Annotated in this window: 14 protein-coding genes; 2 read left to right on the forward strand and 12 right to left on the reverse strand. The window is 34.4% G+C overall.

Going from position 1 to position 21773, the window contains the following annotated elements; genetic code table 11:
• Window positions 1-95: 95 nt before the first annotated feature.
• The 9 genes from ACMDB5_RS03375 to uvrC form a co-directional block, all read right to left on the reverse strand.
• Window positions 96-3335, reverse strand: a complete 3240-nt coding sequence (locus ACMDB5_RS03375; protein ID WP_413999611.1) for a carboxypeptidase regulatory-like domain-containing protein — start codon at window positions 3333-3335, stop codon at window positions 96-98.
• 314 nt (window positions 3336-3649) lie between these two features.
• A complete protein-coding gene (gene pgi / locus ACMDB5_RS03380) occupies window positions 3650-5293 on the reverse strand; it encodes a glucose-6-phosphate isomerase (protein WP_413999612.1) in 1644 nt (547 codons plus the stop codon).
• A 211-nt stretch (window positions 5294-5504) separates the two neighbouring features.
• Entirely contained in the window at window positions 5505-6725 is a 1221-nt protein-coding gene (locus tag ACMDB5_RS03385) for a peptidoglycan DD-metalloendopeptidase family protein (RefSeq protein WP_413999613.1), read from the reverse strand.
• A gap of 22 nt (window positions 6726-6747) precedes the next feature.
• Window positions 6748-7680, reverse strand: coding sequence for a tryptophan 2,3-dioxygenase family protein (locus tag ACMDB5_RS03390; protein WP_413999614.1), 933 nt, complete (start codon window positions 7678-7680; stop codon window positions 6748-6750).
• A complete protein-coding gene (locus ACMDB5_RS03395) occupies window positions 7680-8450 on the reverse strand; it encodes a DUF3108 domain-containing protein (RefSeq protein WP_413999615.1) in 771 nt (256 codons plus the stop codon). Before ACMDB5_RS03395 ends, ACMDB5_RS03390 begins: the two co-directional genes overlap by 1 nt.
• 291 nt (window positions 8451-8741) lie before the next feature.
• Window positions 8742-9902 (reverse strand): 4-hydroxyphenylpyruvate dioxygenase, encoded by a 1161-nt coding sequence (gene hppD / locus ACMDB5_RS03400; RefSeq protein ID WP_413999616.1) that lies wholly within the window; start codon window positions 9900-9902, stop codon window positions 8742-8744.
• 194 nt (window positions 9903-10096) lie between these two features.
• On the reverse strand, window positions 10097-11254 hold the full coding sequence (locus ACMDB5_RS03405) for a homogentisate 1,2-dioxygenase (protein ID WP_413999617.1): 1158 nt from the start codon (window positions 11252-11254) through the stop codon (window positions 10097-10099).
• A gap of 187 nt (window positions 11255-11441) precedes the next feature.
• Window positions 11442-13643 (reverse strand): patatin-like phospholipase family protein, encoded by a 2202-nt coding sequence (locus ACMDB5_RS03410; RefSeq protein ID WP_413999618.1) that lies wholly within the window; start codon window positions 13641-13643, stop codon window positions 11442-11444.
• Window positions 13644-13697: 54 nt separating this feature from the next.
• Window positions 13698-15497 carry an excinuclease ABC subunit UvrC gene (gene uvrC / locus ACMDB5_RS03415; protein ID WP_413999619.1) on the reverse strand — a complete coding sequence of 600 codons (1800 nt, stop codon included), beginning with the start codon at window positions 15495-15497 and terminating at the stop codon, window positions 13698-13700.
• 137 nt (window positions 15498-15634) lie between these two features.
• Here uvrC and ACMDB5_RS03420 point away from each other — a divergent pair, with 137 nt between their 5' ends.
• The gene (locus ACMDB5_RS03420; protein WP_413999620.1) at window positions 15635-16612 is read left to right on the forward strand and encodes a succinylglutamate desuccinylase/aspartoacylase family protein; all 978 of its coding nucleotides are present in this window, start codon (window positions 15635-15637) and stop codon (window positions 16610-16612) included.
• Window positions 16599-17168 (forward strand): 5-formyltetrahydrofolate cyclo-ligase, encoded by a 570-nt coding sequence (locus ACMDB5_RS03425; RefSeq protein ID WP_413999621.1) that lies wholly within the window; start codon window positions 16599-16601, stop codon window positions 17166-17168. The genes ACMDB5_RS03420 and ACMDB5_RS03425 overlap by 14 nt, the downstream gene beginning before the upstream one ends.
• A 77-nt stretch (window positions 17169-17245) precedes the next feature.
• Here ACMDB5_RS03425 and ACMDB5_RS03430 read toward each other — a convergent pair whose 3' ends face one another.
• The 3 genes from ACMDB5_RS03430 to ileS all read right to left on the reverse strand — a co-directional run bounded on the left by ACMDB5_RS03430 (window position 17246) and on the right by ileS (window position 21727).
• A complete protein-coding gene (locus ACMDB5_RS03430) occupies window positions 17246-17848 on the reverse strand; it encodes a lipoprotein signal peptidase (RefSeq protein WP_413999622.1) in 603 nt (200 codons plus the stop codon).
• Between the two features lie 88 nt (window positions 17849-17936).
• Entirely contained in the window at window positions 17937-18317 is a 381-nt protein-coding gene (locus ACMDB5_RS03435; RefSeq protein WP_413999623.1) for a TraR/DksA family transcriptional regulator, read from the reverse strand.
• A gap of 8 nt (window positions 18318-18325) precedes the next feature.
• Entirely contained in the window at window positions 18326-21727 is a 3402-nt protein-coding gene (ileS, locus tag ACMDB5_RS03440) for an isoleucine--tRNA ligase (protein WP_413999624.1), read from the reverse strand.
• Window positions 21728-21773: the final 46 nt, after the last annotated feature.

Here is a 21773-nt window from a genome sequence, read left to right on the forward strand (position 1 = left end):
TTAATTATTTTATTAAAAACAAATATAAGAAAAATAATAGCATAAAAAAACCCTCATTCCAATTAGAAATGAGGGTTTTTTATAATTAACAAATATTAGTTAAAAGTATAACGAACACCTGTTTGTATTTGCCATCTTGATGAATTAAGACCAGCATCGTCAACTTGGTTGATATTAGCAGCTACTGCAGGATTATAACTAAAAGTTGGTGTGTTTGTGCCAGGTAAGAAATTTTCTTGCTTAAGCAACTGAACTTGGTCAAAACTTGTGAAATACCTTTTACCCCAATTTTTATTCAATAGGTTTGTGAAGTTAAAAATATCTGCTGTAAATTCTAAAGTGTGTTTCTTTTTACCTGAATATATAGTAAACTCTTGAGCGAATTTTAAATCTACAACATGTGAAGTTTTCAAACGATCTCCATTACGCTCCGCATAACCACCTTTTCTACTTCTTAAGTAGTCATTTCCTTCAACAAAAGCACTAAAAGCATCCCATTGCTGATCAGCCGTTAAACCTCCTGAATTTGCTATGAAATTAATTTCGCTTTTACTAGCAGGAATATAAATCAATGCTGAATTAGAAAACGTATCTTGTAATAAACGACCACTATCATTATACACATAACTTATTGGAGTTCCTTGTGCTCCTTCATAGAAGAATCCAATTCTTGTTTTAGTGAATTTATTCCATTTTAATGTCGCATTACCATTAGAAATAACTCTTCTTCCTTGGTCAAAATCCGATCTAGAAAGTGTTAAATAATTTGCGCCATTTACAGTTTCTGTATTATTCCATTGAGAACTGTTTTGAGAAGAAGTTGCATCTAGTAAAACTGTTGACTTACCATAAGAATACGTTCCAGAAATATTAGCATCGATAAAATCAGATCTGAAATTTTTAGCCAATGTAAAAGAAATATTATGAGCTTTACCTTCATCTGTATTTGAAGCTAAATAAACACCCAAATAAGTAGGATCTACTCTACTATTTCCATTGTAACGTGGTCTTTTATCAGCACCTGTTAAATTACTTGAAGCCGCTTTTATGTTTAAATTTTCATAAGTAATTGCACTAATATTATCATTATAAGTGATTTCAGATGTAAAAACAAAACCTAATGGTAATTTTTGATCAACTGCAAAACTTGCTTTAAACACTTGTGGCAATTTAAAATTATTCGCAAATAAATCTATGTTACCACCTTTTCCTCCTGAACCAGGCAATGGTCCTAAAGCAACAGAACCATTCATAATCTGACTATCTACACTTGGATTTGGATTAAAAACTGGTGTTTTTGTAATATCCGTGATCGAAATAGCTCCTTGAGAAATACCATTATTATTATAAACCCCTCCTGGCCAAACCAAAGGCAATCTAGAAGTAAATACTCCTAACCCTCCTCTAAATTGAGTTGATTTGTTACCATTAAGATCATAATTAAAACCTAAACGTGGTGCAAAATGAGCATGGTTTGCAATACCTTGACCTGTACGAGCTCCTTGTAAATCTTTACCGGCTGCTTCTAATATACCAACTGTTCTGTTATTAAAATCAGTATTTACTAAACCGTCTTCCCAAATAGGAAGATCAACTCTAACTCCATATGAAAGCTTGAAATTATCGTTTATCCTCATATCATTTTGAACATAAAATCCAAATTGTTTTGTACCAAACTCAGCAGCCCCTAAAGATTCATCCCCTTCACCACCAATCAAAGAATAATTCATTTGGAATCTGTTCGGTCTATTACCTAGCATGAAATCGTTAAAACTATTAAATCTGTATGAACCGAAATTATTTCCAAAAAACACGTTTCTTGAAGATGAAAACTCATTATGAGTACCAATAGTTATTGTACTTATTCCAGTATTAATTTCAAAATTATCTGTAATTGTCAATACCTTTTGACTTAAAAAGTTTGCAGTAGAAAAACCTTCTGCTCCAAAGAAAATATTCCCAGAACCATCAACGATCTGAACTGTCGGGAAAGGATTACCTAATGCATCTCTATCATCGATTACTTTTGTGTATGCAACTACTAAATTATTTGAAAATTTATTTCCAAATCTAGAGTTTAATTCCAAAGCAGTAGAATTAGTTGTAGAATTAAATAATTGGCTACCATTAATAAAATTTATTGCAGTCGCTGAAGATCTACTTGGCGAGAAATTTTCTGCTTTTACATAACTGTGCTTAAAAGACAGCTTATGGTCATCATTAATATTCCAATCTATCTTACCAACCAATTTATCACTCACAAGAGTTCTTACATTGTTTTCAAAAGAACCTGGATCATATCCATAAGTAGCAAGTTTAGTTCTTAACTCACCTAATCTATTTGCAGACAAACCAGTATAATTGCCTATTTCAAAAGGTTGTGGAGTTTCATTATCTTGTCTCTCATAATTAATGAAATAAAATAATTTATCTTTTACAATTGATCCTCCAGCTCTTACCCCATAAGTCCTTGCTGAGAAATCAGCTAATTTTGTTCTTGGGTTTGTTCCTGCCAATGATGGAGGAGTTTTTGCTGCTAAATTTTGATCTCTATTTAAAAAATAAGCAGAACCTTCAAAATTATTTGTTCCTGAACGTGTAATAGCACTAATCGCTCCCCCAGCAAAACCAGATAATTTTACATCATAAGGAGCAACACTTACCTGAAATTGCTCAATAGCATCTACAGAGATTGGACTCACTCCTGTTTGTCCACCATTAGTTCCATTAGCTGCCAAACCGAAAACGTCGTTACTTACAGCTCCATCAATATAAATAGCGTTAAATCTATTATTTTGTCCTCCAATAGAAAGAACATCATCTCCTCTTAATTGAGCTTGCGGTGTAAGTCTTGCAAAATCAGAAATATTTCTAGACAAAGAAGGCAATGCTTTAATTTTATCTGAATCTATTACTGTTTGAGCACCCGTTCTCTTAGAATTAAAAGTATTGTCTTTTGAAACCTTAACAACAACTTCTTGAAGTTCATTTGTTTCATCTGACAAAACCACTTTTAAATTCTTTGATTCTCCTAATTGAAGATTTACATTGTTTTCTTCAAATGTTTTAAACCCTATAAAAGCAATCACAATCTTATAAGGACCACCAACTCTCATGTTAGAGATTCTAAAACCACCATTAAAATCAGTTGAAGCAGTATAACGCGTTCCTGATGGTGTGTGAATTGCAAGAACTGAAGCTCCTGGTAATGATTGCCCTAAACTGTCATAAACACCCCCATTAATGGAAGAAGTTGTATTACCTTGAGCATAAATACTGGAATCTGCACAAATAAATGCAATCAGTATTAAAAACAATTTTAATAATTTTTTCATGATGTGTTGATTATTATTTTTTTGGCAAAATTATAACATTTTAACTACAGAATGTTACTATAATGTTAATAAAAATAACATTAAAAAACAACTTATAAATTCCAAAAAGAATAATATATGTTTTTTCTCTTAAATAAATGCGTATTTAATAATTAAAATGCTGTTTTTTAGACAATTACTCAATAAACAAGCCTAAATAAAACTTATAAATATCACAAAAAAAATAAGAGCGTTCATTTAGCACCCTAAAAAACAAAACCTTGACTCCAAAAAATCAAGGTTTTACTTTAAAAACTATTTAAAAAAAACAATCTTTATTTATGCTCTAAAAAATAACTTAATAAAAATGCCGTCGAACTATCATGTGTTTTTACTTCACGCGTATTAATCTCATCAAGGATTGAATTAGCCAATTGTTTTCCAAGTTCTACTCCCCACTGATCATAACTAAAAATATTCCAAATGATTCCCTGTACAAAAATCTTATGCTCATATAATGCAACTAAAGAACCTAACGATTTTGGCGTCAATTTTTCAATCAGAATAGTATTTGTTGGCTTATTACCTTCAAAAACTTTAAACGGCAGAAGAAACTTTGCTTTATCAGAGTCCAGACCTTGTTTATCAAATTCAGCCTGAACTTGTGCTTCGCTTTTTCCATGCAACAAGGCTTCGGTTTGCGCAAAAAAGTTAGACATTAATTTATCATGATGGTCATCATTTCCGTACAATGGTTTTACAAATCCAATAAAATCAGAAGGAATCAACTTAGTTCCTTGATGAATTAACTGAAAAAAAGCATGCTGAGAATTAGTTCCCGGCTCTCCCCAGATAATAGTTCCGGTTTGATAATTCACAGGTTTACCATCTCGACCTACACTTTTACCGTTACTTTCCATTGTTCCTTGTTGCAAATAAGGCGCTAACTTTTGCAAATACTGAGTGTAAGGAATCAATGCTTCACTTTCGGCTCCAAAAAAGTTGTTGTACCAAATACTCAACAAAGCGAGGATTACTGGCATATTTTTATCAAAATCGGCTGTTTTGAAATGATCATCCATTTCATTTGCTCCACCCAAGAGTTCGTCAAAATTTTCAAAACCTACCGCTAAACTTATCGTTAAACCCACGGCACTCCAAAGAGAAAATCTTCCTCCAACCCAATCCCACATTGGAAACACATTGTCCGGATTAATTCCAAACTCCGTTACTTTTTGAATGTTGGTAGAAACTGCCACAAAATGTTTTGCTACATCCTCTTGTGTTGCTGATTGCAAAAACCATTCTCGGATGGTTTCTGAATTAGTCAAGGTTTCCTGAGTTGTAAATGTTTTCGAAACAATCACAAAAAGAGTTGTCTCGGGATTTAATTTTTTAATAATTTCATTTACGTGATCGCCGTCAACATTTGAAACAAAATGAACATTTAAATGATTCTTATAATATTGTAAAGCTTCAACGACCATAGTAGGACCTAAGTCAGAACCACCAATTCCTATATTTACAACATCTGTAAAAAGTTTTCCCGTAAAACCAGTTTTTCCTCCAGAAACAATTTCGTTCGTAAAAGCTTTTATTTTATTTTTAACCTCATAAACTTCAGGCACAACATTTTGACCATTCACATTTATTACTGCCGTTTCTTTAGCTCGCAATGCTGTATGAAGAACCGCTCTATTTTCGGTTTGATTAATTATTCCACCACCAAAATATTCAGCAATTGCTTTTTTAAGCCCCAACTCATTTGTCAACTCAAGCAATAACTCTAGCGTTTCTTCATTGACTATGTTTTTAGAATAATCAATTAAAAAATCATTCCATCTTAGATTGAACTTTTCAACTCTTGAAGCATCTATTTGAAACATTTGTTGCATTGAAGCCTTTTGCATCTCTTCATAATGCGTTTGTAGTTTTTTCCAAGCTACTGTTTCTGTTGGGTTTTTTGTATCTAAAGCCATTTATATTAGGATTATAGTAATTATTTTTTCTCTTGTCAAAAATACTGAAATTAGATTTAACAGATAAAGCATTTTTAATTATAACCAAATAATGAAAAAAAGACTCCGATATCAAAATTATAGACAAAAAAAGAACGGAATGCTATTAAATTAATAGCATTCCGTTCTTTTTATTTATTTTTAAAACTATCGGAAAAACAATTACAAATGACTATAAATTCGCAACGCTATCCAATTCAAATTTTAATGGTTCGATCATTTTCATAAACCGTTCTTTGTTTTTCCCAACCATAGGTTCGCCGCTAGGCAAATTTAGCCTTAACGCATCAACTTGTACACCGTTTTTCCAAAATCTATAGCATACATGCGGTCCTGTAGCCAAACCTGTGCTTCCTACTCTACCAATAACATCGCCTTGATTTACATGCTGTCCGCGTCGCACCAAAATTTTGGACATATGCAGGTATTGAGTCGAATAAGTTCCGTTGTGTTTTACTTTAACAAAATTTCCATTCCCGGCAGTATAACCTGTTTTTTCAACAACACCAGATGCCGTAGTGGTGATTGGAGTCCCTGTAGGCGCTGCATAATCAGTTCCTTTATGGGCTTTCCATCTTTGTTGCACGGGATGAAATCGGTTCATAGAGAATCGAGAAGTCAATCTACTAAATTTTATAGGAGTTTTAAGAAAGAAATTCTTTAACGTTTTTCCTTGTTCATCGTAATATTCAATTTTACCCGAAGAAGGATTTTGAGCAAAAGGGAAGGCATAAATAATTTTTCCTTTGTATTCAAAAAAAGAAGCTTCAAGATTATCAACTCCATCATAAACGGTGTCATTAATAAATCTTTCGGTAAAAGTAATTGCAAACCTATCTCCTTTTTTCAACTTAAAAAAGTCGATTGACCAAGAATATATTTTTGTTATCCGGCTCGCTAATGCTGCTTCAACTCCTGAATTACCAAGAGTTTCAGATAAAGATCCTTTTAAAACACCACCTATCGTTCTTCTTTTGATAGTAACTGGCCTTGTTTTTTTATAAGCCACCACCGCAGTGTCTCTAAAATCAAAAACATAATAATTTAAGGCATCGGGTTGGTATACAAAAACCTGTATTTTATTAGTCTTATCCTTGGTTCTAAGAATCGTGTACGGCTTATCTGGTCGAATAGACTTTACATTAAACGTATCTTTAATACTTTCTACGATTTCGAATACCCTACGATTCCCTATGTTTTGTTTATTTATGATTGTTCCAAAAGTATCTCCATTTTTTATCGTATCCTGAACCACATTAAAATCAGAAAAATTAAATCCAAAATCCGATTTTTCTGCAACGGCTTTAACCGGCTTCACAACAATCTCCTTTTCGGATTTCTTACACGATAATATAGATGTTACTATTAAAATAAATACCAATACTTGTTTCAAACCTCATTATTTTTAATTCAACCTATTTTTCCACACCCCAACTTGCTAATTCCTCCTCATTCCATAGTTCTGGAAAAAAAATTCTTCTTTGGTATTTTGGATGCATGTATTTTTTCCAATCACTTCCTCCGGTGGCTTCACCGCTACCTTGTCCATTATCTATATATTTCCTTGCTGCATTCAAATGTCCCATAACCCAAGTAATATTTACCGTATGGTCAAAATGGCGCATTGCTTTTATCAACTCAGGATTTTTTTGATCTAACTCAGGAAGTTGTTTGAATTTTTGCCAAATATTTATGCTATTATACTCCTCCATGTGTCGTAAGAAAACACCTTTATACTTTCTTTCAAATTCTTCTAATAAAAAAGATTTCTTGCCTGTGTGATAATCTTTTCCAGCCGCCTGCCAATACAAATGCTCAAAAGCATGTTCGTAAGGCGTATTTCTATCAATCGTTTCTCTATAACGATGATCTATAAGGTTAATCAAATCAGTTGAAGAAAATTCAATCAATCGGTATTGAGCACTTTGAAAACCAGATGCAGGAGTTAATGTGTTTCTGAATTTTAGATATTGATCCACTTCCATTCCGTCACCCATAATATCGAAAGAAGTAGTCAGCATATCAAAATAACGACTAATCCTGGTTAATCTTTCGGCAAAAAAATCAGTTTTTATATCTTGAGAATAAGAAATTTGATGCATTTCCCAAAGGATCATTTTAAACATCAACTCATTAACCTGATGATACATAATAAAAACCATTTCATCAGGAAGTGTAGTTCTTTGAATTTGTAGATTTAGTAAAGCATCCGTTTGAATGTAATCCCAATAAGTAATGGGCTTTGACCAAAGTAATCCTTCAAGATGCGTTTCCGTTTTTTGGTTAATAGATTCGTATTTAAGCTCTATCTGCTTTAAAACAGCTTCTGTATTCTCACTAATATTCATTATATTTTTATTTTAAACGGATTGTTTAATCCTTTAAACGCATCCAAATCTGCTTTAATTGAACCTACGGCAAGATCCGCCTTTATTCGAATAGGCAATCTATTACCATCGTCAGAAATCCAAACTGTTAAACTTTCTTTTTCTTTAAAAACGCGCCCTGATTGCACCAAAGGCCTAAAGACCATTGAAGACACAACGCCAAATTTAGTTGTAATATCTTCACGTCCTATAAACTTTAACTTAAATTTTGTGGTTTCGCCGTCAAAAAACATATCAATTGACACAGATTCCCCTGGTTTTATTTTATCTATACCCGGATAATTGCGTAAATAATAAAAAGCTGACAGAATATCCTGAGTGTTTTTTGGAATCGCAAAGGTGTTTTCGCTTTTGTTTTTATAATCTTTTACAAGAACTTTATTTGCTTGCTGATTAAAAAATCCTTCTTGATTTTTAGTATAACCTCCTTCATTGATTTTTCTAACAAACTGATATGGACTTCCAGAATCCTTATCGATGTAGCTTTCGTATAAATCATCGACTTTAAAAAAAAAGCGCGACACTCCTGTAGTATATCCTTTACCAACTACATGAAAGGCTTTTTTATTATTTACGGTAGCATCTTTAACCTCTAGGGTTGCAAAGCCAGCGTTTATAAAACCATAATGGATTCGGAATTTAAACCATTCTCCAACATCATATGCATCATCATTTCGGGAATCAAAACCAACGGTTACTATCAATATCAAGAAGAGTACTATTTTTTTCATAATTTACTTTGTCTATTTATCGACTGTATAAGCAAATTTAGTTCCAAAATATATTAAAACAAAAAAACTCAGTCAAATAATGACTGAGTTTTTATGCTATTAACTAACCAAAAAACTATAAATTATGAAATTTATATCAATTCGGAAGGAAACCACCCCTTCCATTTTGCGAGTGCAAAGGTAGCCAATAAATCAACTTATTTTTTCTAAAAAAAAAGTTTAACACAACAATTGCCAAACAACTTATCGTTCCTTGACTATTTTTTCACATAATGTAAAAAAAACAGCTTTTTACAACGTTCCTCGCAATTGCTGTTCACGCTCTATAGATTCAAACAAAGCTTTAAAGTTTCCTGCTCCAAAGCCTTTAGCTCCCATTCTTTGTATAATTTCAAAAAACAAAGTTGGTCTATCTTGTACCGGTTTTGTAAAGATTTGCAATAAATAGCCTTCTTCATCAGCATCAACCATAATAGCCAATTTTTCAATTTCATTCAAATCTTCCTTCATCATTTTCATATGCTCACCCAATCGCTCCGGAATTGCCTCATAATAAGCGTGAGGAGGAGCTGACAAGAATTCGACACCTCTTGCTTTCAATTGAGATACTGTTTTGATGATATCATCCGTTGCAATGGCGATATGCTGAATACCAGGACCACCATAAAAATCAAGATATTCTTCAATTTGAGATTTTTTCTTTCCTTCGGCAGGTTCGTTGATTGGAAATTTGATTCTTCCGTTTCCATTAGACATCACTTTACTCATCAAAGCCGAATATTCGGTGTTGATTTGTTTATCATCAAAAGAAAGGAAATTCACGAATCCCATTACCTCTTCATAGAACTTCACCCAAGTATTCATTTCATTCCAACCCACATTACCCACCATGTGGTCTATGTATTTCAATCCCGTTGGTTCCGGATTGTAATCGGATTTCCATTCTTTGTAGCCTGGCAAGAAAACACCTTTATAATTTTTGCGTTCCACGAAAATATGAACCGTTTCTCCGTAAGTATAAATTCCCGAACGCACTACTTCTCCAAACTCGTCTTTTTCTACCGTTGGTTCCATGAAAGAACGCGCGCCGCGCTTCATTGTTTCTTCATAGGCACTAGTTGCATCTTCTACCCAAAGAGCCGCCACTTTTACCCCATCACCATGTTTTCTCAAATGTTCGTTTATAGGAGAATCTTGTGTTAGTGGCGTAGTTAAAACAATGCGAATCTTATCTTGTTTTAAAACATATGAAGTTTTGTCTTTTACACCGGTTTCTAAACCTGCATAAGCCAGTGACTGGTAACCAAAAGCGGTTTTATAATAATGTGCCGATTGTTTTGCATTCCCTACGTAGAATTCTACATAATCGGTCCCTAATAAAGGAAGGAAATCTTGTGCTCCTTCAAATATTTTTTCTAGTCCGTATTCTACTGATTTTACTTCTTTACTCATTGTGATTTATTTTTTGATTTGGTAAATCTGATTTTGAAACGCCGATAGCGAGAATAAAACAGATTTACAATGTTTATTATTTAAAAAAATGTTGTTGATTTTACCGAGGCCTAGCCCTGATGGAAGCGGCATCCTTTATGTTTTTTCTTTAAAAAAATAAAGATATAGCGCACAGCAGGAAATAGCTCCTTAAATTACTCTACCCATGATTTGTAATATTGACCATCATCAAGACCCATGGCTTCTTCGGTAACCATTAACGGTCGGAAAGTATCGACCATTACCGCTAATTCGTGGGTTATGGTTTGACCAATACTGCGCTCCATGGCTCCTGGCGCGGGGCCGTGCGGAATCCCTTTTGGGTGCAATGTAATATGACCTTGCTCAATATTGTTGCGCGACATGAAATCGCCATCTACATAATACAAAACCTCATCACTGTCAATATTGCTGTGATTGTAAGGCGCAGGAATTGCTTTTGGATGATAATCGTACAATCTTGGAACGAAAGAACAAACCACGAAAGTCGAGGTTTCGAAAGTTTGATGTACCGGTGGCGGCTGATGAACGCGACCTGTTATAGGCTCGAAATTATGAATGCTAAATCCGTAAGGAAAATTGTAACCGTCCCAACCCACAACGTCAAAAGGATGCGTGGCATAGACTATTTCGTGCATCATTCCTTCTTTCTTGATTTTGATCAAGAAATCGCCTTTTTCGTCATGGGTTTCCAATTCATTAGGCAAAATAAAATCGCGTTCGCAAAATGGAGAATGCTCTAAATGCTGACCCGATTCGTTTTTATAGCGCTTTGGCGTATAAAAAGGAGCAAAAGATTCGACGTAGAAAAGTCTGTTTTCTGAAGTTTCAAAATCAATTTGATAAATCATTCCACGAGGAATAATCAAATAGTCACCGTATTCAAATGGAATATTTCCCATCATGGTTCGCAATTTCCCTTTTCCTTTGTGAATGAAAATCATTTCATCGGCATCGGCATTTTTATAGAAATAATTGCGTAAGGATTTTCTTGGTGCAGCTAATCCTATCGTACAGTCTTTATTGACAAGCATCGCTTTTCGGCTTTCCAAAAAATCGTCTTCGGGTTTTAATTCAAAACCTTTTAACAACAACGATTTTATGTTTTTTCCAATGGCAATTTTTGGTTCAACCGAATATGATTTTGTAATTTCCTTAATTTGCGTTGGCCTGTGCACATGGTAAAGCAAAGAGGAGTGACCATGAAAACCTTCCGTTCCAAACAACTGTTCGTAATACAAACCACCATTTGGTTTTTCGAATTGTGTGTGTCTTTTTTGGGGGAAACTTCCCAATTTATGATATAAAGGCATGTTTTTTTGTTTAAAGTTAAAGTCTAAAAGTTTGAGATTTTTCAAAACCAAACTTTCTAATTAAATCAAAAAAATACGCAATCTATTCCGGATTTCTCTTGATAAGGAATTGCAGATATCCCAATAAACCGCTCCAAGTTGTTTTCATGATAACAAATATCGGAATTTTTATTAACATAAATTATATTTAAAATAAAAATCCAACAGAAAACCAAGTATAGCTTTTTGAGTTTTCAGGAGACCAAGAATGTTTTATTTCTATCGGACCAATAATCGTTTCTAAACCGTAACCGATAGCATAACCTGAATATTTGGGAATAGAAATCCAATCAGTTGTTTCAAATAATCGATCACCCAAGTTCGCAAAATTAGCCGAAAAATTAATGTGGTTTTTTTTGTAGAACTCGTAATCAAAGGTTGCCGATGACTTTATATAACTATTGGCAGCAATGCTCAAAAAATCATATCCATAAAAATGTCTGAAGTTATTTATCGTATTATAACCATAACCTCCCAAAATAAAATTAAAAAACGGCACACTTTCTTTACCAATTGAAAAGCCGGCTTCGGTATTGAGTTTTATAGTAGCCTTGTTAAAAATCTTTGCCGCAATTCCAAAATCAGCCTTTGCTATAGAAAAAGGATTAAATTCATTTGTATAATTTGATGACAACAAATAGGATTGAATGTCTCCCGAGAAAGACCATCCTTTAGTAGGGAAATATTTATCATCAAAGGAGTCGTATTTCAAATATCCAAAAACGCTTCCATAGGTACTCTTGTCTATTATTGGATCGATATTAGCCAAGGTTTCGGACTCAATTTTTAAAAATTTCAACTCAAATCCAGCTCCTATTAAAAATTTTCTCACGAATAAGGATTGAAAATAAATCTGATTTGTTACATCCGAGAAGTCGGTATTAATGGCTTTTACTCCAAAAGTGTCCGGGTCTAAACCACTTACTTCTTTAGCCATGTTTTTATTAAATTGGTTAAAAGATGATTTAAAACCGATACTTAAATTAAATCCATTTTCGATGTAATAATCAAAATTATAACGGAAATTATCGCCTAAAATAACATCAAATGAAGTCACATCATTTTTAAAAAAAGTTTTTTTACGCATCAAATTAATCAGAACCCCGCTCTTAAATAAGCCATCATAATGCAACCCGAATTTCAGATAGGATTTCGTTGGATTTTCTTTTAAAGTGAGATTCAAATCATCTCCTCCGTCATTTGGACTTAGCGAATAGGCAATGGCACTAAAGTTTTGTGTCGCATTAATATTATTTATTCCGGCTTCCAATTCCTTGTAACTGATTTTGGATCCTGGCTTAAACCTCAACTTCCCTATAACATAATCTTTTGTAAAATTATCCAAATCATTGCAATTTATGCTTTTAAGATTTAAAGAATCTACCACTAATTCCAACTTAGGCTTAGTGAATTTATTAGAACTATCAACCAGTAGTTTGATTTTTTCATAAACCGAAAAAGTAGCATCCTCACCCCTTACAATAATCTCTTTTCCTTTGTCAAAGGAGATTACGCCATAGTTTTTAATATCCGGTTTTATATAAATATCCGTTTTTACTACATTCTCTTTCATTTTTTCAATCGAATGAAGATTTGTAATTTGAACTAAAATTTTGGTAGCATCTTTAAGTGAATAGCGATCAAGCAAATCATTTTGCACATCTACTCCTATAATAATATCGGCGCCCAAATTCCTAATCTCATCTATAGGATAATTATTAGTCACACCGCCATCAACTAAAAGTTTTTCATCTATTTCAATAGGGGAAAATAAAGATGGAAAAGCGGCGCTGGCAATCATGGCCTGAGCCAGATTACCCTTATCTAATATCACTTGTTCTCCTGTCTCAATATTAGAACCTATGCACAAAAAAGGAGTTGGCAACTGATTAAAATCCCTAACGTGTCTTACATTTCTGGTAAGCCTGCTTAATAAATTAAAGTTGTAGAGTCCTTTAGAAAGTGCCTTAGGTATTCCTATTTTAAAATCATTAAAAGGCAAACTAAGCGCATAAAGTTCGTCATTTCTCTTTTCATAAAAATTCTTAGACGCTCTAGGAATAAAATCGCTTAGCAATTCATCAAAATTAGTTTTTTGAAAAATAGAATCAATTTGAGCAGCATTATATCCCGAAGCATAAAGTCCGCCCACAACAGCTCCCATACTTGTGCCGCCAATAAAATCTATCTTTACTCCCGCATCTTCAAGCACTTTCAAAACGCCAATATGCGCAAATCCTTTTGCACCTCCACCACTTAAAACCAAACCTATTTTTGGTCTTTTCTGCTCTTGTGAAAACACAGTCAGACAAGTAAAAAAGATAAAAATTAAAAGTGTTTGTCTTTTCATAAAAGTGCTTATTTTTTCAGATTAATCAGCATTATTAGAATTATATGCTTCGTATTATTCCTGAATGGTTTTGTAAAAGTCGACAATTTTTTTTGCTTTAGATATACCTATAACGTCAGAAATTTCTTTTTCTGTCGCTAATTTCAATCTTTTAACACTTTTAAAATGTTGAATTAGTACAAGCATCGTTTTTTCGCCAATTCCAGGAATGGATTCTATCGAAGAATTCAATGCCGCTTTACTTCTCTTGTCCCTATGATGCGTAATCCCAAATCGGTGCGCTTCATTTCTCAATTGCTGAATTACCTTTAAAGTTTCTGATTTCTTATCCAAATACAAAGGAACTGAATCTCCGGGGTAAAATAATTCTTCTAATCTTTTGGCGATTCCAATTATGGCTATTTTCCCTCTCAACCCCAATTCATCTAAACTCTTAAGTGCCGATGACAACTGCCCTTTCCCTCCATCGATGATTATCAATTGCGGCAAAGGTTCTTTTTCGTCCAACAATCTTTTGTAACGTCGATAAACTACTTCTTGCATAGATGCAAAATCATCGGGTCCTTCGACTGTTTTTATATTAAAATGACGGTAATCCTTTTTACTCGGCTTCCCGTCTTTAAAAACTACGCAAGCCGCAACAGGATTGGTTCCTTGAATATTCGAATTATCAAAACACTCAATGTGTCGCGGTTCGACTGACAATCGCAAATCTTTTTGCATTTGTGCCATAATTCTATTGGCATGCCTATCGGGATCCACAATCTGCAATTGTTTTAGCTGTTCGATCCTGTAAAACTTCGCATTCCGAATTGACAGGTCCAAAATTTGCTTTTTGTCACCCAATTGAGGCACTATAACCTTAATCTTTTCTCCCAAATCAACCGAAAAAGGAACAATTACTTCTCTAGACAACAATTGAAAACGCTCTCGGAGTTCTATTATCGCTAATTCCAATAATTCTTCGTCTGTTTCCTCTAATTTCTTTTTTATTTCCATCGTATGCGATCGAATAATCGAACCATGAGAAATTTGCAAGAAGTTTACATAGGCCGCACTTTCGTCAGAAACAATCGAGAACACATCTACATTAGTAATTTTTGGATTTACAATCGTAGAACGCGATTGGTAATTTTCGAGCACTTCAATTTTTTCTTTAATTTTTTGTGCTTCTTCAAAATGCATGTTTTGAGCCAACTCAATCATCATCTTTTTGAAGTCCTTCATGCTTTCCTTAAAATTTCCTTTCAATATTTCGCGGATGGCATCTACTTTCTTTTGGTAATCCTCCAAAAGTTCAAATCCTTCGCAAGGGCCTTTGCAATTACCAATATGGTATTCCAAACAAACCTTAAATTTACCACTTTCTATATTGGACTGGTTTAAATCATAATTGCAGGTCCGAAGTGGATACAATTCTTTTATCAGCTCTAAAATAGTATTCACGGTTTTAAAACTTGTATAGGGCCCAAAATATTCCGAACCATCTTTAACCATTCTTCTGGTAGCGAAAATTCGAGAAAAAGGTTCTTTTTTAATACACAGCCAAGGATAACTTTTGTCATCACGCAACAACACATTATATCTAGGTTGAAATGTTTTGATTAGGTTATTTTCCAGTAAAAGCGCATCCGTTTCTGTTGGAACAACGATATGTTTAATCGTTACAATTTTCTTGACAAGGACATTTGTTTTAGCCGTATCATGAATCTTATTAAAATAGGATGAAACCCTTTTTTTTAAATTCTTGGCCTTACCTACGTACAAGATTTTTCCCTGCTTATCATAATATTGATACACACCAGGACCGTCAGGCAATGTTTGGATTTGAAGTTCTAGACTTGGGTTTTGCATTATAGTGTTATTTCACAAAGATACGCGATGGCACTTAGAGATATCGGTGATTTTATTATTTTGAAGTTCTTTATTGAATTCATTTCAAATTTACGAAATACAAATAATTATTTCTACATTTAGATTTTTTATTCCCTATGAAAAGCACAAAATCCATAACCATTTTAGGAGAAACCATTTTACCTGGTCAAAACAAAACAATTGATATGGAAATTGCCAAACTACACAACACGGCAAAACTTAAAATCCCAATCATCGTTGAACGCTCCAAAATTGATGGTCCTATTGTTCTTTTTTCTGCAGGAATTCATGGTGATGAAATCAACGGCATCGAAATTGTACGCCAACTTATCGCTAAAAAAATTAACAAACCTCAAAGAGGAACCATCATCTGTATTCCCGTAATTAACATGTTTGGTTTTATCAACAGATCTAGAGAGTTTCCCGATGGCAGAGACTTAAATAGGGTTTTTCCGGGAACCAAAAAAGGCTCACTCGCCAGTAGATTTGCTTACCACATTTTGACCGAAATCATGCCACTTGTAGATTATGCAGTTGATTTTCATGCCGGAGGCGCCAGCAGATTCAACGTCCCACAGATTCGCTTGACACCAAATAATGCTGAGCTAAAAATATTAGCCGATGTTTTTAATGCTCCTTTTACTTTATTTTCAAAAAACATTAGCGGTTCATTCAGAAATTCTAGCCAGAAATTAAATGTGAAAATGCTGCTCTTTGAAGGAGGAAAATCCTTAGACATCAACAATAATATTACAGCCGAAGGCGTAAATGGCGCAAAACGACTACTGCATCATCTTAACATGCTAGATCCTAAACACATTATTGAAGAGCAAAAATCAAAAACAATTTATATCGAAAATTCGGGTTGGATTAGAGCACAATATTCCGGCTTATTGCATGACAATAATAAAATAGGTTGTTTTATCAAGAAAGGAACCGCTCTTGCCAGCATTACAGATCCTTTCGGGAAATTTGAACGCAAAGTAAAAGCCCCGAACGACGGCTATATTATCAATGCAAATCTCTCGCCCATTGTTTATCAAGGCGATGCAATTTATCACATATCAAAATCAATCGATGATGGAAACGAATAAAAAAGAATTACGCTTAAAATACAAAACCCTGCGAAACCAACTTTCGGAAAACGAATTAGAAGAAAAAAGCTTGGCTATCGCCAATAAATTACTGACACTTCCTATTTGGGACAAAACCTATTTTCATGTTTTTTTGCCCATTACAGAACAAAAAGAAGTAGATACCGAGTTAATATTACATTTAATATCAGGGAAAGACAAAGAAACTATTATCTCGAAAGCTGATTTTGAAACCAGAGATATGACCCATTTCCTACTTACCGATAACACCAAAATCAAGAAAAACGAATACAACATCCCTGAACCGGTTGATGGAATCGAAGTGCCTCCTCATAAAATTGAGGTTGTTTTTGTTCCTCTTTTAGCTTTTGATATGGAAGGACATCGAATAGGCTATGGCAAGGGTTTCTATGATAAATTCCTGTCTAAATGCAAGCCAGAAACCATCAAAATTGGTCTTTCTTACTTTGAACCCGAAAAATCAATTACCGATACTCATGAAAATGATGTCAAATTAGATTATTGCGTTACTCCTCATGAAATTTATGAATTTTGATTATTTCCCAAGTTGCTGTCAAAAAAAAAGACCTATTTCAAATTATGAAATAGGTCTTTTTTTTGACAGATTTTATCTTATTCATTATGATGAAATGCTCTCTTATTGAAAACAATCAATATCCCCACACCTGTTGAAATGGCTACATCGGCAACATTGAAAATGGCATTGAAAAAAGTGAAGTCTTTTCCGCCCCAAAATGGCAACCAACTAGGCAGGTTTCCATGCCAAAAAGGGAAATAAAACATATCTACTACCTTTCCGTGAAACAAAGTCCCATAAGGATTATCAGAAAATATCGTAGCTAATTCCGAATGACTATCATTAAAAATTATTCCGTAAAAAACAGAATCAATTATATTACCAAAAGCTCCAGCAAGAATTAGTGCAATGGAAACAATCAAATAATTAGAGCTGTGCTTTCTCTCTACAGAATCCCACAACCAATACCCAATTCCTCCAACGGCAACCAATCTAAAAAGAGTAAGAATCAATTTACCATAGGCTCCCGGAATTTCGGTACCCCATGCCATGCCTTCGTTCTCAATAAATAGAATCTTGAACCATTTAAAAACAGTTACTTCCTCTCCTAATATAAAGTTAGTTTTTATATATATTTTAGAAAGTTGATCAACAATTAATATAAGGAAGATCAATAAATATGCTTTTCGTAATGACATTTTTAAAATTTTAAGTGCGTAAAAGTAATAATTTAATCAAAAAAAACGCTCCCAATGGAGCGTTAAATATTTATATAACGAAAGTCGATTATCGTTGTAAATTTTTAGCTTCTATACTCATCGTAGCGTGAGGAACGATTTTCAACCTATCTTTGTTAATTAGTTTTCCTGTGACTTTACAGATCCCATAAGTTTTGTTCTCAACACGGAATAAAGCATTTTTTAAATCACGAATAAACTTCTCCTGACGAATGGCCAGTTGTGAGTTAGCTTCTTTAGACATGGTTTCGCTTCCCTCTTCAAATGCTTTGAAAGTAGGCGATGTATCATCGGTACCATTATTCAAATCATTCATATAGGCACTTTTTATCAAATCTAAATCAAATTGTGCTTTCTCAATTTTCTTTAGAATTATCTCTTTGAACTCAGCCAAATCGGCGTCAGAGTACCTTGTTGCTTCTTCTACCATAACCTATATTATTTAGTAATTGTTATTTTTGTTTTTATCTCATCAAACTCAATTTCTGTACCATTTTCTAATTCATCCACAAAAACCAAATCACTGGTTAATGTTTCCGATTTGATATAGTCTTCGTTTTTAAGAATTGCTTGTTCCAAAAGTCCATCTCTTTTCAATTGAACCTTGATTTTATCAGTAACTTCAAATCCGGAATCTTTACGGATATTCTGAATTCTGTTTACCAATTCTCTTGCAATTCCCTCTTGTTTCAATTCTTCAGAAATTGTAATATCTAATGCAACCGTTATTCCGTTTGAATTAGCTACCAACCAACCTTCAATATCTTGCGATGTTATCTCTACATCTTCTAAAGATAAAGTTACGTCTTTTCCTGCAATAACAACATTCAGACTTCCTTCCTTGTCTAATTGATTAATCTGCTCAGCCGAAAACCCTTGTATTTCCTTAGAAATCAACCCCATATCCTTACCAAAACGCGGTCCAAGTGCCTTAAAATTAGGCTTAATTTGTTTCACCAAAACACCCGAAGCATCATCTAAAAGTTGAATTTCTTTCACGTTTACCTCGGCTTTTATCAGCTCAGAAACTGCCTCAATTTCAGCTCTTTGATTCTCGTCAAGCACCGGTATCATTACCTTTTGCAATGGTTGACGTACCTTGATCATTTCCTTTTTACGAAGCGATAAAACCAGTGACGAAATGGTTTGCGCTTTCTGCATTTTGCTCTCTAACGATTTATCAACAAAGTTTTCAACGTATTTTGGGAACTCCGCCAAATGTACACTATCAAATTTTTCTGACTGTGTTGCCAAAGTTAAGTCTCTGTAAAGCTTATCCATAAAGAATGGCGCGATAGGTGCTCCAAGTTTGCTTATGGTCAATAAACAAGTATATAAGGTTTGATAAGCCGCAATTTTATCCTGCGCATATTCGCCTTTCCAGAAACGTCTTCTGCACAAACGAACATACCAGTTACTCAGGTTTTCCTGTACGAAATCAGAAATAGCACGAGCGGCTTTAGTAGGTTCATAATCGGCATAAAAACCGTCCACATCTTTTATCAAAGTGTTCAATTCCGAAATAATCCATTGATCAATTTCCGGTCTTTCGTTCAAAGGAATTTCTGCTTCTTCGTATTTGAATCCGTCAATATTGGCGTACAAACTAAAGAACGAATAGGTATTGTATAATGTTCCGAAGAATTTTCTACGAACCTCAGCAATTCCTTCCAAGTCAAACTTTAAGTTGTCCCAAGGATTTGCATTCGAAATCATGTACCAACGCGTAGCATCAGGACCATATTCTTTTAATGTTTCAAAAGGATCTGCGGCATTACCTAAACGTTTGGACATTTTTTGTCCGTTTTTGTCTAATACCAATCCGTTTGAAACAACATTTTTATAGGCAACTTTATCAAAAACCAAGGTTGCGATAGCGTGCAAGGTATAAAACCAGCCACGGGTTTGATCTACTCCTTCGGCGATAAAATCAGCAGGGAAATCTTTATTCTCGTCTATTTTGTCTTTATTTTCAAAAGGATAATGCCATTGTGCATAAGGCATAGAACCCGAATCGAACCAAACATCTATCAAATCGGCCTCTCGTTTCATCGGCTTTCCAGAAGCGGAAACCAACGTAATTTCATCGACCACATTTTTATGTAAATCAATCAAATCATAGTTTGATTCGGCCATATTACCAATTTCAAAACCTTTGAAAGGATTTTCTTTTTGGAAACCCGCAGCGATTGATTTTTCGATTTCGTTGTATAATTCCTCAACCGAACCAATCAAGATTTCTTCGGTTCCTTCTTCGGATCTCCAAATTGGCAATGGAATTCCCCAATATCTTGAACGGGACAAATTCCAGTCATTGGCATTTTTCAACCAATTTCCAAAACGACCTTCTCCGGTAGCTTTTGGTTTCCAGTTAATCGTTTCGTTCAAGTCGAACATGCGGTCTCTAACTTCCGTGATTTTTATAAACCAGGAATCCAAAGGATAATATAAAATAGGCTTATCGGTTCTCCAACAATGTGGATAACTGTGCACGTATTTCTCTACTTTGAAAGCTCTGTTTTCTTCTTTTAATCGAATGGCAATTTCAACATCCATAGAACGTTCCGGTGCTTGACCTTCATCGTAATATTCATTTTTCACATATTTACCGGCATAATCACCCATATGCGATGTGAATTTCCCTTGTAAATCAACCAAAGGAACTGGAATTCCATTTTCGTCAAGAACCAACATTGGCGGCACCTCAGGCGTAGCTTCTTTGGCCACTTTGGCATCATCAGCACCAAAAGTTGGCGCGGTGTGCACAATTCCTGTTCCGTCTTCGGTGGTAACAAAATCCCCTGAAATTACTCGGAAAGCATTTTCCGGATTTTGATATGGCAATGCAAACGGTAGTAATTGTTCGTATTTTATCCCAACTAAATCCAATCCTTTGCATTCAGCCAATATTTCGTATGGTATTTTCTTGTCGCCTTCTTTGAAGTTTTCAAAATCAGCAGCTTCTGTACTTTCAAAAAATCCTTTTCCGAATTGTTTCCCAACTAAATTCTTAGCCAAAATAACGGTTATCGGTCTGAAAGTGTATTGATTGAAAGTATTAACTAAAACATAGTCAATTTTTGGACCAACAGTCAATGCCGTGTTAGATGGCAAAGTCCAAGGAGTCGTTGTCCAAGCTAAAATATAAATGTCGCCAAAACCTTGAAGAAAATCTGGCAAGGTTTCATTTAATGCTTTAAACTGAGCCACAATGGTCGTATCCGTTACATCACGGTAAGAACCCGGCTGGTTTACTTCATGCGAGCTCAATCCTGTTCCCGCTTTTGGAGAATACGGTTGAATGGTGTAGCCTTTGTACATCAAATCCTTGTTGTAGATTTGCTTCAAAATCCACCAAACCGTTTCCATATATTTGGATTTGTAAGTCACATACGGATCTTCCATATCAACCCAATATCCCATTTTTTCGGTCAAATCATTCCACACATCGGTATAACGCATCACGGTTTTTTTACACGCTTCGTTATATTCTTCAATGGAAATCTTAGTTCCGATATCTTCTTTGGTAATTCCTAATTCTTTTTCCGTTCCCAATTCCACAGGCAATCCGTGTGTATCCCAGCCCGCTTTACGCTTCACTTGGAATCCCTTTTGGGTTTTATATCTGCAAAAAATATCTTTGATGGCACGCGCCATTACGTGGTGAATTCCCGGTAATCCATTTGCCGAAGGCGGACCCTCAAAAAATACGAATGGTTGGTTTCCTTCACGTGTGCTTACACTTTTCTCGAATATGTTTTCTTTCTTCCAAAAATCCAGAACTTCCGTTGCTACTGTTGGTAAGTCAAGTCCTTTGTATTCAGTAAATTTTGTGCTCATTTTATCCTTTTCTTTAATCGATGTGCGAAAGTAATGAATTTTGAAT

The organism is Flavobacterium sp. W1B (assembly GCF_047344965.1).
Taxonomy (GTDB): domain Bacteria; phylum Bacteroidota; class Bacteroidia; order Flavobacteriales; family Flavobacteriaceae; genus Flavobacterium.